This window comes from Streptomyces sp. NPDC107528 (assembly GCF_055639295.1).
Genome location: NZ_JBVKAV010000007.1, coordinates 300,922 through 313,539, shown reverse-complemented (window position 1 = coordinate 313,539; position 12,618 = coordinate 300,922). Strand labels below are relative to the sequence as shown.

The following is a 12,618-nucleotide window of genomic DNA, read 5'->3' as shown; positions in this document are numbered from 1 at the left end:
CGACAGTCTTTGTGATCTAGGGGTTTCAATCGACACCCACCCAGGTAGGGTCTGGAAGCGTCCAGCTCCCCTTGGAGGAGGTGAGGACCGTGGCAGCCCACGACGACGACATGAACCGCGGCATCCGCCCGGGACGGGGGTCCGACGACCCGGCCGGGCAGATTGCCTACCTTGAGCAGGAGATCGCCGTCCTGCGACGCAAGCTCGCCGACTCTCCGCGGCACACGAGGATTCTCGAAGAGCGGATCGTCGAGCTGCAGACCAATCTGGCCGGCGTGTCCGCACAGAACGAGCGACTCGCCAACACGCTCCGTGAGGCCCGCGACCAGATCGTGGCCCTCAAGGAGGAAGTCGACCGGCTCGCACAGCCACCGGCCGGCTTCGGTGTCTTCCTGACGCAGAACGAGGACGGCACGGCCGACATCTTCACCGGCGGCCGCAAACTCCGCGTGAACGTCAGCCCGAGCGTCGAACTCGACGACCTCAGGCGCGGCCAGGAAGTAATGCTCAACGAAGCGCTCAACGTGGTCGAGGCCATGGAGTACGAGAGCGTCGGCGACATCGTCACCCTCAAGGAGATCCTCGAGGACGGCGAGCGCGCCCTCGTAGTGGGGCACACCGATGAGGAACGGGTGGTACGGCTCGCCGAGCCGCTGCTGGACGTCACCATCCGCCCCGGCGACGCCCTGCTGCTCGAACCCCGCTCCGGCTACGTCTACGAGGTCGTGCCCAAGAGCGAGGTCGAGGAACTCGTCCTCGAAGAAGTACCGGACATCGGCTACGAGCAGATCGGCGGCCTGGGCAACCAGATCGAAATGATCCGCGACGCGGTCGAGCTCCCGTACCTCTACCCCGACCTGTTCAGGGAGCACGAACTGCGGCCGCCCAAGGGCGTCCTCCTGTACGGGCCCCCCGGATGCGGCAAGACGCTCATCGCCAAGGCCGTCGCCAACTCGCTGGCCAAGAAGGTCGCCGAGGTGACCGGGCAGGCCACCGGCAAGAGCTTCTTCCTCAACATCAAGGGCCCCGAGCTGCTGAACAAGTACGTGGGTGAGACCGAGCGGCAGATCCGCCTCGTCTTCCAGCGTGCACGTGAGAAGGCCAGCGAGGGCACACCCGTCATCGTCTTCTTCGACGAGATGGAATCCCTCTTCCGCACCCGTGGCTCCGGTGTCAGCTCGGACGTGGAGAACACCATCGTCCCCCAGCTGCTCGCCGAGATCGACGGAGTCGAAGGCCTGCAGAACGTGGTCGTGATCGGCGCCTCCAACCGCGAGGACATGATCGACCCCGCCATCCTGCGCCCCGGCCGCCTGGACGTGAAGATCAAGATCGAGCGTCCGGACGCCGAGGCCGCCAAGGACATCTTCGGCAAGTACCTCACCCAGCGCCTGCCGCTCCACACCGAGGACGTCGGTGAGCACAGCGGCGACAAGGCCATGACGGTCCAGAGCATGATCCAGACCGCCGTCGAGCAGATGTACGCCGAATCCGAGGAAAACCGCTTCCTGGAAGTCACCTACGCCAACGGCGACAAGGAAGTCCTCTACTTCAAGGACTTCAATTCCGGCGCCATGATCGAGAACATCGTGGGCCGCGCCAAGAAGATGGCGATCAAGGACTTCCTGGAGCACAACCAGAAGGGGCTCCGCGTCTCCCACCTCCTCCAGGCCTGCGTGGACGAGTTCAAGGAGAACGAGGACCTGCCCAACACCACCAACCCGGACGACTGGGCCCGGATCTCCGGAAAGAAGGGCGAGCGGATCGTCTACATCCGCACCCTCATCACCGGAAAGCAGGGCGCAGACACCGGACGCTCCATCGACACGGTGGCAAACACCGGTCAGTACCTGTAAAAGACAGGGCGGCTGCGGGTGCCCCCACCGGGTACCCGCAGCCGACTGTTTTTCCGGCCACCGCCGGAACAAAGGCGAGCAACGCAATGACGCAAATGATCTCCCCACCAGCGCAAAGGCGTTCTAGGCTCTTCGGTACCGCCGAGTCGCGCAGTGCGGGGACGGGCACCGCACACGCACCGGAGCGCCAGCGGTACTTGAGCGGCGCCCCCGACCGAGGGCGCCGCCGGGCAAGGAGGGCCGCATGACCGTACGGCGAGTAATGGGCATCGAGACGGAGTACGGGATCTCCGTCCCCGGCCACCCCAACGCCAATGCCATGCTCACCTCATCCCAGATCGTCAACGCCTACGCGGCGGCGATGCACCGGGCCCGCCGGGCTCGCTGGGACTTCGAGGAGGAGAACCCGCTGCGGGACGCGCGAGGCTTCGACCTCGCCCGCGAGGCCGCCGACTCCAGCCAGCTCACCGACGAGGACATCGGCCTCGCCAACGTCATCCTCACCAACGGGGCACGGCTCTACGTCGACCACGCGCACCCCGAATACAGCTCCCCCGAGGTGACCAACCCCCGCGACGCCGTCCTGTGGGACAAGGCCGGCGAGCGGATCATGGCCGAGGCGGCCGAGCGGGCCGCCCAGCTGCCCGGCGCCCAGCCCATCCACCTCTACAAGAACAACACCGACAACAAGGGCGCCTCCTACGGCACGCACGAGAACTACCTGATGAAGCGGGAAACCCCCTTCTCCGACATCGTGCGCCACCTGACGCCCTTCTTCGTCTCCCGCCAGGTCTTCGCCGGCGCCGGCCGCGTCGGCATCGGCCAGGACGGCCACGAACACGGCTTCCAGCTCAGCCAGCGAGCGGACTACTTCGAGGTCGAGGTGGGCCTCGAGACGACCCTGAAGCGCCCGATCATCAACACGCGCGACGAACCGCACGCGGACGCGGAGAAATACCGCCGTCTGCACGTGATCATCGGCGACGCGAACCTGTCGGAGATCTCGACATACCTGAAGCTGGGCACCACGGCCCTGGTCCTGTCGATGATCGAGGACAGCTTCATCGCGGTCGACCTGGCCGTCGACCAGCCCGTTCGCACACTGCACCAGGTGTCGCACGACCCGTCCCTCAAACGTCTGATCACGCTCCGTAGCGGCCGCACGCTGACCGCGGTACAGCTCCAGATGGAGTACTACGAGCTCTCCCGCAAATACGTCGAGGAACGCTTCGGCGCCGACGCCGACGAACAGACCAAGGACGTCCTGACCCGCTGGGAGGACACCCTCAACCGCCTGGAGCGGGATCCGATGAGCCTGGCGGGCGAGCTGGACTGGGTCGCCAAGCGAGAGCTCATGGAGGGCTACCGGCGCCGCGACGACCTCGACTGGGACGCCGCGCGGCTCCACCTCGTCGACCTCCAGTACGCCGACGTACGCCCCGAGAAGGGCCTCTACAACCGCCTCGCGGCCCGCGGACGCATGAAGCGCCTCCTGGACGAGAACGAGGTCGAGAGGGCCCGCACGAAGCCGCCGGAGGACACGCGCGCGTACTTCCGCGGGCGCTGCCTGGAGCAGTACGCCGACGACGTCGCCGCGGCCTCCTGGGACTCGGTGATCTTCGACCTGCCCGGCCGCGACTCCCTCCAGCGCGTCCCAACCCTCGAACCGCTTCGCGGAACGCGAAATCACGTCAAGGAGCTCCTGGACCGCTGTCGCACGGCGGAAGACCTGGTCAAGGTCCTCTCGGGCGGCTGAGGGGTACTCGGGCGGTGTCAGCCGGACGTCGGCCGAGCAGGGTGGAAATCCCGGCGTCCGGGAATCATCGAGATGGCCCCCGTACGTTGGAGAAACTGCGGGGCCGATGTCAGACCCGGCTTGTAGGGTCTGATCATCACCGATCGGCAGGAAAGCCGACCTGTCGACCATGTCGGGCGAACTGAGCGGGGTGAGGGATATGGCAACCAAGGACACCGGCGGCGGACAGCAGAAGGCCACGCGTTCCACCGAGGAAGTCGAGGAGCAGACCGCGGAGACGCAGGCTTCGGAGGACCTCAAGGAGCGTCAGGAGAAGCTGAGCGACGACGTCGACTCGGTTCTGGACGAGATCGACGATGTCCTTGAGGAGAACGCGGAGGACTTTGTGCGGTCCTTCGTTCAAAAGGGCGGGCAGTAGACCGCCCTTTCCTTCGATCCGAAGGTAAACGGGGTGGAGTGGTGGACCGCGAGTCGGAGATGAAGCGCTGCGTGCGGTGCGGCGGGTCCAAGCCGCGCGCAGCGCTTCGCGTGACCGGCCGGTTGCCGCTCGGACGAGCTCCGCGCGATCTGTTTCACAGGGCTTGCCGTTCATGTGGATCACCGCCACAAGACGGGTAGGGTCCGTGGCGTACTGTGCTTCAACTGCTTTTCCGGCCTCGGCCTGTTGAGGGAACGGTCCCGAAGCGATGAACCGAGCTGCCGATTACCTGGAAGGAATCGCGTGGAAGCCAACACTCGTAGCACCGGGCGTCTACCAGCTGCCTTCCTGACGCCTGGGTCGTCCTCCTTCATGGACTTTCTCTCCGAGCACCAGCCCGAGATGCTGCCCGGCAACCGCCAACTGCCGCCCACGCAGGGCGTGATCGAGGCGCCGCACGGCACGACCATCGTGGCCGTGACGTTCCCGGGCGGCGTCGTGCTGGCGGGTGACCGGCGGGCGACCATGGGGAATGTGATCGCCCAGCGCGACATCGAGAAGGTGTTCCCGGCCGACGAGTACTCGGCCGTCGGTATCGCCGGCACCGCCGGTCTGGCCGTGGAGATGGTGAAGCTCTTCCAGCTGGAGCTGGAGCACTTCGAGAAGGTCGAGGGCGCCCAGCTGTCGCTGGAGGGCAAGGCGAACCGTCTGTCGACGATGATCCGGTCCAACCTGGGCATGGCCATGCAGGGGCTGGCAGTCGTACCACTCTTCGCGGGGTACGACGTCGACCGGGAGAGGGGGCGGATCTTCTCCTACGACGTGACCGGTGGTCGTTCCGAGGAGCACGGGTTCGCCGCGACCGGCTCCGGTTCGATCTTCGCGCGTGGCGCCATGAAGAAGCTCTTCCGTGATGACCTGAGCGAGGCCGAGGCCACGACCCTCGTGGTGCAGGCCCTGTACGACGCGGCTGACGACGACTCGGCGACCGGTGGTCCCGATGTCGCCCGCCGGATCTACCCGATCGTCACCGTGATCACCGATGACGGATTCCGCCGACTGGGCGATGACGAGTCCTCCGAGATCGCCCGTTCCATCCTGGCGCGGCGTCTGGAGCAGCCCGACGGCCCGCGGGCAGCGCTGCTGTAGCGGCGGCTCGGTCTTAGCAAGGTGATCCTGTGACTTCGACAGAAAGGGACGGATAACCGGTGTCGACGCCGTTCTATGTCTCACCCCAGCAGGCCATGGCCGACCGGGCGGAGTACGCCCGCAAGGGCATCGCCCGTGGCCGCAGCCTCGTCGTGCTGCAGTATGCCGACGGCATCGTGTTCGTCGGCGAGAACCCGTCCCGTGCGCTGCACAAGTTCAGCGAGATCTACGACCGGATCGGCTTCGCGGCCGCCGGCAAGTACAACGAGTACGAGAACCTGCGGATCGGCGGCGTGCGGTATGCCGATCTGCGTGGTTACACCTATGACCGTGATGACGTGACCGCGCGCGGTCTGGCCAACGTCTACGCCCAGACGCTGGGCACGATCTTCTCCTCCGCGGCGGAGAAGCCGTACGAGGTGGAGCTGGTCGTCGCCGAGGTCGGTGAGACGCCCGAGGGTGACCAGATCTACCGGCTGCCGCACGACGGCTCGATCGTGGACGAGCACGGCTCGGTCGCGGTCGGCGGCAATGCCGAGTTGATCAGCAATTACCTGGATCAGCGTCACCAGGACGGCGTGAGTCTCGCCGAGGCGCTGAAGCTGGCGGTCCAGGCCCTGTCCCGTGAGTCGAACGGCACGCAGCGGGAGATTCCCGCGGAGCGGCTCGAGGTCGCGGTGCTGGACCGTACGCGTCCGCAGTCGCGCAAGTTCAAGCGCATCGTCGGCCGTCAGCTGGCCCGGCTGCTGGCGGCCGAGGGTGCGGCCACCGAGGCCGAGAGCGCCGACAACGGGGATGACCCCGAGGAGTCCGAGGACTCCGGCAGTTCCGAGGAGTAGTCCGACCTCACCGAGGAGCAGTTCCGACCTCGATTCGCCCGTACCGTGCCCCGGCCGCCCGCTCGGCCGGGGCACAGGCGTTCACGCGGGCTTCAGAGGGCGCTGGGCGGCGCTGTGGAGCCCCGTACGACGAGCTCGACCGGGATGTCACCCGCCTTGGGCTCACGGCCTTCCAGGACCGCGAGAAGGGCCAGCATGCCGCGTTCCCCGAAGAGCTCGGCGTCCAGGCGGACCGTGGTCAGCTCGGGGTCGATGGCGGTGGCGATGGCGAGGTCGTCGAGCCCGGTCACGGAGATGTCGTCCGGGATGCGCAGGCCCAGGCGGCGCACGGCCTTGTAGGCGCCGGCGGCGAGTTTGTCGTCGTCGCAGACGATGGCCGTGGGGCGGGGGCCCTTGGCGGAGAGGGCGGTCTCGGCGGCGGTGCGGGCGCCCTCGATGGAGATGGGTGCGCGGACGGTGAGAAGCGAAGTGCCGGGCACCTCGCCGACGCGTGCGGCGAGCTCACGTGCCCGTACGTCGAAGGTCCAGGAGGGCACGTCGGCCGCGAGGTGCAGGAAGCGGCGGTGGCCGAGGCGGAGCAGGTGATCGGCGACCTGCCGGACGCCGTCCGTGATGTCGAGGTTCACCGTCGCCGCCCCGAGGCTGCCGTCCGGGTCGCTGTCCAGCATGACCAGGGGCAGCTGGTCGCCGCGGATGGCGGTGAGGGCGTCGGCGGCCATGGAGGAGGCGATGACGCCGTCGAGGGCGGCCTGGGCGGAGGCGAACGGGTCGCGGGCGGGGCCGATGCCTTCGGGGGAGGGGTAGAGGACGACGCCGAAGCCGTGGTGGGCTGCGACGCGGGCGGCGCCGGTGTAGACCCCGGCGAAGAACTCGGTGGTGAGGGCGGGGACGACGAGGAGGACGGTGCGGGTGTGGCCGAGGCGCAGGTTGCGGGCGGCGAGGTTGGGCCGGTATCCGAGTTCGCGGGCGGCCTCGCGGACGCGTTCGGCGGTGGCCTCGGAGACCCGGCCGCGCCACTTCTCGCCGAGGACGAGGGACACCGCGGCCTGCGAGACGCCCGCCGCCTGGGCGACGTCCCGGCTGGTGGGGCGGGTGCTGCCGTGTGCCACCTTCAGCCTGCTCCCTTGCTCCTGGTCGTTCGCCGCGGGGCGCTGCAGCCCTGCGGCTCACTCCGGTTGTCTGGACTCGTGAACAGCGCACATGGTACGTATGACGAAGGACGTTATACGTAAAACTTATCCGGAGGGGCGGCGCTGCTGATGACGGGCGCATACCTGGAGGTCCTCAGGGCGAGGCATGCCGCCCGGCTGCTCGTCGGCACGCTCATAGGCCGGCTGCCGAACGCCGTGGCCGCACTCGCCATCGTGCTGTTCGTGCGCGCGGAGGGCGGCTCGTACAGCATGGCCGGTGGTCTGGCGGCCGTGTACGGGGTCGCCAATGCCGTGGGCCAGCCGCTGCTGGGGCGGCTGGTGGACCTGTGCGGGCAGCCGCGGGTGCAGCTGCCCGCCGCCGTCGCGTCGGCGCTCGCGATGGGCGTGTTCGCCTTCGTGGGCATCAGCCCGCTGCCTCTCGCGTATGCGGCCGTGGCCGCCTCCGGACTGTTCACGCCGCCCTTGGAGGGCGGTCTGCGGGCGCTGTGGTCGTCCGTCCTCCACAAGGAGGGCCAGGTGCACACGGCGTACGCGATGGACGCGGTGGCGCAGGAAGTCATGTTCACCATCGGACCCTTGCTGCTCACGCTGTGCGCCTCGCTGTGGTCGGCGCAGGCGGCGCTGCTGATCCTCAACGTGATCGGGGTGCTGGGCGCCCTGTCGGTGGTCGTGTCGCAGCCCTCGCGCGCGTGGCGTTCGGCGCCGCGTGAGGCGCACTGGCTGGGTGCGCTGCGCTCGGCCGGGCTGCTGGCGCTCCTGGCCGCCTTTCTGTTCGTCGGCGTGGCGATGGGGTCCATCGCGGTCGCGGCCGTGTCGTACGCGGACGACCACGGCGGGGATGTGGTGTACGGCTGGCTGATGGCGGGCCTGGGCCTGGGTGCGCTCATCGGGGGCATGGTGTACGGGGCGCGGCAGTGGGCCGGTGAGCCGGCCCGGCGACTGCGTTGGCTGGTCGCGCTTCTGGCGGTGTGTTACCTGCCGCTCACGCTGATGCCGGGTGTCGCCCCGATGACCCTGCTGGCCGTGCTCGCGGGGGTGTTCCTCGCGCCGTGCATCGCCTGTGCGTTCGTGCTCGTGGACCGGCACGCCCCGCGCGGGACGGTCACCGAGGCGTTCTCCTGGCTTGTGACGACGTTCACCGTGGGTGCGTCGGTGGGAACGGGCCTGGCGGGGCCGGTCGTCGAGGCGGGCGGGGCGCTGTGGGGGTTTGCCGTGCCGGGGGCCGCGGGGGCCGTGTCCTGGCTGGTCCTGTTGGCCACGGGGCGGGTCCTCGCAGCTCCTGCCAGGGGTGCGGTCGTTGCGGCTTCATCGGAAAATGATCCAAACCGTGCTGTCGAACCCCGTTTCAGCTCAGGGGATCGGGCGTAATGTTCAGTCATGGACCGCCGCATTTTCGGGCTGGAGAACGAGTACGGCGTCACGTGCACGTTCAGGGGACAGCGCCGCCTGTCGCCTGACGAGGTGGCGCGGTACCTCTTCCGCCGTGTCGTGTCATGGGGCCGTAGCAGCAATGTCTTTCTGCGAAACGGCGCCCGCCTCTATCTCGACGTGGGCTCACATCCGGAATACGCGACACCCGAATGTGACAACGTGACCGAACTGGTCACCCACGACAAGGCCGGCGAACGCATTCTGGAAGGACTCCTGGTAGACGCGGAACGACGCCTGCACGAGGAGGGAATCGCGGGCGACGTCTACCTCTTCAAGAACAACACCGACTCGGCGGGCAACTCCTATGGCTGCCACGAGAACTATCTCGTCGCACGGCATGGGGAGTTCTCCCGGCTCGCGGACATTCTGATCCCGTTCCTGGTCACCAGGCAGCTTCTGTGCGGCGCCGGCAAGGTGCTGCAGACCCCGCGAGGCGCCGTGTACTGCGTCAGTCAGCGGGCCGAGCACATCTGGGAGGGCGTCTCCTCGGCGACGACCCGCTCCCGGCCCATCATCAACACCCGCGACGAGCCGCACGCGGACGCCGAGCGCTACCGGCGCCTGCATGTCATCGTGGGCGACTCGAACATGTCCGAGACGACCATGCTGCTCAAGGTCGGCGCGACCGACCTGGTGCTGCGCATGATCGAGGCGGGCACGGTGATGCGCGACCTGACCCTGGAGAACCCGATCCGGGCGATCCGCGAGGTCAGCCACGACATCACCGGGCGGCGCAAGGTGCGCCTGGCCAGCGGCCGGGAGGCATCGGCGCTCGAGGTGCAGCGCGAGTACTACGAGAAGGCCGTGGACTTCTGCGAGCGCCGCGGCATTCGTACGGGCACGGTCGAGCAGGTCCTGGAGCTGTGGGGCCGCACGCTGGACGCGATCGAGGCCGAGGACCTCGACCGGATCGGTACCGAGATCGACTGGGTCATGAAGTACAAGCTCATCGAGCGGTACCGGGCCAAGCACAACATGACCATGTCGCATCCGCGGGTCGCGCAGATAGACCTCGCCTACCACGACATCCACCGCCGTCGTGGCCTCTACTACCTCCTGGAGAAGAAGGGTCAAGCAGCCCGTATCTGCAACGACTTGAAGATCTTCGAAGGCAAGTCCGTGCCGCCGCAGACCACTCGGGCCCGGCTGCGCGGCGACTTCATCCGCAGGGCCCAGGAACAGCGCCGTGACTTCACGGTCGACTGGGTCCACCTCAAGCTCAACGACCAGGCGCAGCGCACGGTGCTGTGCAAGGACCCGTTCCGTTCGGTGGACGACCGGGTGGAGAAACTGATCGCCGGCATGTGAGCGGGCCGCGGCCGCCTCGGCTGCGTCCCGTACAGAACGCCCGGTGCCCGGAGGTGGTGACACCTCCGGGCACCGGGCGTTCTCCTCGTCGGCGTGTCGGGTGACGACCGGTGCCGAGCGCATGTTCGTCGTAGAGTGGCGGCCATTGCCCGCCACCCCCGAGCCCAGTGGGACTGATGAACTACAACACGAAACGCCGCGTCGCGGCGCTGCTGGCCGTTCCCGCCCTGTTGTTCACCGCCGCGTGCGGATCGGACGACGACAGCAACGGGGGAGAGACGGCAGGGGTCGCCCAGGTCGACGGCAAGGTCGGGGAGAAGCCCAAGATCTCCGTACCCAAGGAGGGCGACCCGTCCGGGAAGACCGTGGTCGAGACGGTTTCGGAGGGCAGCGGCACCGCGATCAAGGCGTCCGACTTCGTCCGCCTGGACTGGACCGTCGAGAAGTGGGGCGAGGACCAGGAACTGGGCGGCACCTGGGCGGCCACGTCGACGGGTGAGAGCACCCCGCGCAGGCAGTCCGTCGAACAGATCGGCAAGCCGAGCCAGCAGCTGCCCGCGAAGGTCCTCGACGCGGTCAAGGGGAAGAAGCCGGGCAGCCGGGTCCTCGTGCAGGGCACCGCGGGTGATCTGATCGGCGAGTCGCTGAACCCGTCCTCCGGCATCAAGCAGAAGGACGTACTGATCTGGGTGGTCGACGTGGCCGGTGCCGGCACCGTCGACGCCAAGGGCGAGGCCAAGGGCGAGCAGGCGGCCACCGAGGCGGGAATGCCGGAGGTGAAGGCCCCCTCGCAGAAGGCGGCGACCATCACCATCCCCAAGAACACCAAGGCCCCCAAGGACCTCAAGGAGCAGGTGCTGATCAAGGGCGACGGCAAGAAGGTCGAGGCCGGCCAGGGGCTCGTCGCCCAGTACACCGGGGTCAAGTGGGAGGACGGCAAGAAGTTCGACTCCTCCTGGGACCACGGCGGCGCGACCGCCTTCCAGATCGGCACCGGCTCCGTCGTGCCAGGCTGGGACAAGGGCCTCGTCGGCAAGAACGTGGGCGACCGGGTGCTGCTGGTGATCCCGCCCTCCCTCGGCTACGGCTCCAGCCCCAACAGCGAGCTGTCCAAGAACACACTGGTCTTCGTGGTGGATATCCTCGACGTCGTCTGACCGAGGTGTCCTTGAGGTCGTTTCGCGACCCAGGTCACGCAACAAGGAGTGATGAAGTGAGCATCGACAAGCCCGAGATCGACTTCCCGGGCGGCGAGCCCCCGGCGGACCTCGAGATCAAGGACATCTGGGAGGGCGACGGCCCCGTCGCGCAGGCGGGTCAGACCGTCACCGTGCACTACGTGGGTGTCGCCTTCAGCACGGGCGAGGAGTTCGACGCCAGCTGGAACCGCGGCGCGCCGTTCCGCTTCCCGCTGGGTGGCGGCCGCGTCATCAAGGGCTGGGACCAGGGCGTGCAGGGCATGAAGGTCGGCGGCCGTCGCCAGCTGACCATCCCGGCCCACCTCGCCTACGGCAACCAGAGCCCGACCCCGGCGATCCAGCCCGGCGAGACCCTGATCTTCGTCGTCGACCTGCTCGGCGTCTGATCGTCGCGTCCGACCGGCGTACGGCTCGTCGCGTCTGATCGGCGCGCGACCGGACCCGACTACCTGGGGCCCATGCCTGTCCGGGCATGGGCCCTCGGCTTTTGCCGGGCCACCGTGTGGCGGTAGGTTCATCGGTCGTAAGCACCATAGGGAGGCGAAGGGCGTCGATGGCCATTGCCAAGGCCGAGCGGCTCATGAACCTGGCGCTGTGTCTGCTCGGGACGCGGCGGCCGCTGAGCAAGCGCGAGCTGCGTGAGTCCATCGAGGCATACCTCGAAGCCGGCTCCGACGACTCCTTCAACCGAATGTTCGAGCGCGACAAGGACGATCTGCGCGAGCTCGGCCTGGTCATCGAGACCGTGGAGAACCTCGACGGCGAGGTCGGCTATCTCGCCCGCCGCGACAGCAACCGTCTGCCGCCCATCACCCTCGACGCCGAGGAGGCCGCCGCCCTGGGCCTGGCCGCCAAGGTGTGGCAGCAGGTCCGGCTCGCGGGTGCGGCCAGCGGCGCTCTGCAGAAGCTGCGCGCGGCCGGGCTGCCGGAGGATGTCGATCCCTACGAGGCGCACGGCGCCCTGGAGCCCCGTATTCCGGTGCACGAGGCCGCATTCGAGCCGCTGATGCTGGCGTGCCGCGACCGCCGCCCGGTCGTTTTCGACTACCGCAAGGCCACCGCCGCCCGCCCCGAACCCCGGCATGTCGAACCGTGGGCGCTGGAGTGCTGGCGCGGCCACTGGTACCTGGCCGGCTGGGACCGGGACCGTGGCGCCGAGCGCGTCTTCCGGCTGTCCCGCATCACGGGCAAGGTGCGCTCGCGCGGCTCGCGGTTCACCGCGCCGGTCCCCGACGTCGTCACCGTCCGGGAGACCGTCATGAGCTGGGCGGGGGAGACCGCCGACCGCTCCGCGCGGATCCGGCTGCGCACGGACGCCGGGTACCCCCTTCGGGCGAAGGCCACCTCGGTCAGGGAACTCGGGGACGGCTGGGACGAGTTGGAGATTCCGTACGGCCACGGACTGGATGCCTGGCTGGTGGAGTTCGGACCGGACGTGGTGGTCCTGGAGCCCGCGGAGCTGCGGGCCGACGTGGTGGACCGGCTGCGTGCCGTGGCCAAGGGCTGAGGGG

General features: G+C 68.4%; 11 protein-coding genes. 10 read left to right on the top strand and 1 reads right to left on the bottom strand.

The window, feature by feature from the left end; genetic code table 11:
* The first annotated feature begins 89 nt into the window (after window positions 1-89).
* From arc to prcA, 5 genes are all read left to right on the top strand, one after another.
* The gene (gene arc, locus ACZ7L5_RS23855) at window positions 90-1,856 is read left to right on the top strand and encodes a proteasome ATPase (protein ID WP_328882753.1); all 1,767 of its coding nucleotides are present in this window, start codon (window positions 90-92) and stop codon (window positions 1,854-1,856) included.
* Between the two features lie 244 nt (window positions 1,857-2,100).
* A complete protein-coding gene (gene dop, locus ACZ7L5_RS23850) occupies window positions 2,101-3,612 on the top strand; it encodes a depupylase/deamidase Dop (protein WP_362381023.1) in 1,512 nt (503 codons plus the stop codon).
* Between the two features lie 199 nt (window positions 3,613-3,811).
* Window positions 3,812-4,030 carry a ubiquitin-like protein Pup gene (locus ACZ7L5_RS23845; protein WP_328428856.1) on the top strand — a complete coding sequence of 73 codons (219 nt, stop codon included), beginning with the start codon at window positions 3,812-3,814 and terminating at the stop codon, window positions 4,028-4,030.
* A gap of 303 nt (window positions 4,031-4,333) precedes the next feature.
* Window positions 4,334-5,179: a proteasome subunit beta gene (gene prcB / locus ACZ7L5_RS23840; RefSeq protein WP_328884534.1), complete on the top strand. Its 846-nt coding sequence runs from the start codon at window positions 4,334-4,336 to the stop codon at window positions 5,177-5,179.
* A gap of 59 nt (window positions 5,180-5,238) precedes the next feature.
* Window positions 5,239-6,018, top strand: coding sequence for a proteasome subunit alpha (gene prcA, locus ACZ7L5_RS23835; RefSeq protein ID WP_471518639.1), 780 nt, complete (start codon window positions 5,239-5,241; stop codon window positions 6,016-6,018).
* 92 nt (window positions 6,019-6,110) lie between these two features.
* Here prcA and ACZ7L5_RS23830 read toward each other — a convergent pair whose 3' ends face one another.
* A complete protein-coding gene (locus ACZ7L5_RS23830) occupies window positions 6,111-7,127 on the bottom strand; it encodes a LacI family DNA-binding transcriptional regulator (protein WP_471518638.1) in 1,017 nt (338 codons plus the stop codon).
* A gap of 150 nt (window positions 7,128-7,277) precedes the next feature.
* Here ACZ7L5_RS23830 and ACZ7L5_RS23825 point away from each other — a divergent pair, with 150 nt between their 5' ends.
* From ACZ7L5_RS23825 to ACZ7L5_RS23805, 5 genes are all read left to right on the top strand, one after another.
* Window positions 7,278-8,537, top strand: a complete 1,260-nt coding sequence (locus tag ACZ7L5_RS23825; RefSeq protein WP_471518637.1) for an MFS transporter — start codon at window positions 7,278-7,280, stop codon at window positions 8,535-8,537.
* A gap of 9 nt (window positions 8,538-8,546) precedes the next feature.
* A complete protein-coding gene (pafA, locus tag ACZ7L5_RS23820; RefSeq protein ID WP_028801611.1) occupies window positions 8,547-9,908 on the top strand; it encodes a Pup--protein ligase in 1,362 nt (453 codons plus the stop codon).
* Between the two features lie 176 nt (window positions 9,909-10,084).
* Window positions 10,085-11,065 carry an FKBP-type peptidyl-prolyl cis-trans isomerase gene (locus ACZ7L5_RS23815; RefSeq protein ID WP_471518636.1) on the top strand — a complete coding sequence of 327 codons (981 nt, stop codon included), beginning with the start codon at window positions 10,085-10,087 and terminating at the stop codon, window positions 11,063-11,065.
* 56 nt (window positions 11,066-11,121) lie between these two features.
* On the top strand, window positions 11,122-11,493 hold the full coding sequence (locus tag ACZ7L5_RS23810; RefSeq protein WP_328428862.1) for an FKBP-type peptidyl-prolyl cis-trans isomerase: 372 nt from the start codon (window positions 11,122-11,124) through the stop codon (window positions 11,491-11,493).
* Between the two features lie 167 nt (window positions 11,494-11,660).
* Entirely contained in the window at window positions 11,661-12,614 is a 954-nt protein-coding gene (locus ACZ7L5_RS23805) for a helix-turn-helix transcriptional regulator (protein ID WP_328882758.1), read from the top strand.
* Window positions 12,615-12,618 lie beyond the last annotated feature (4 nt).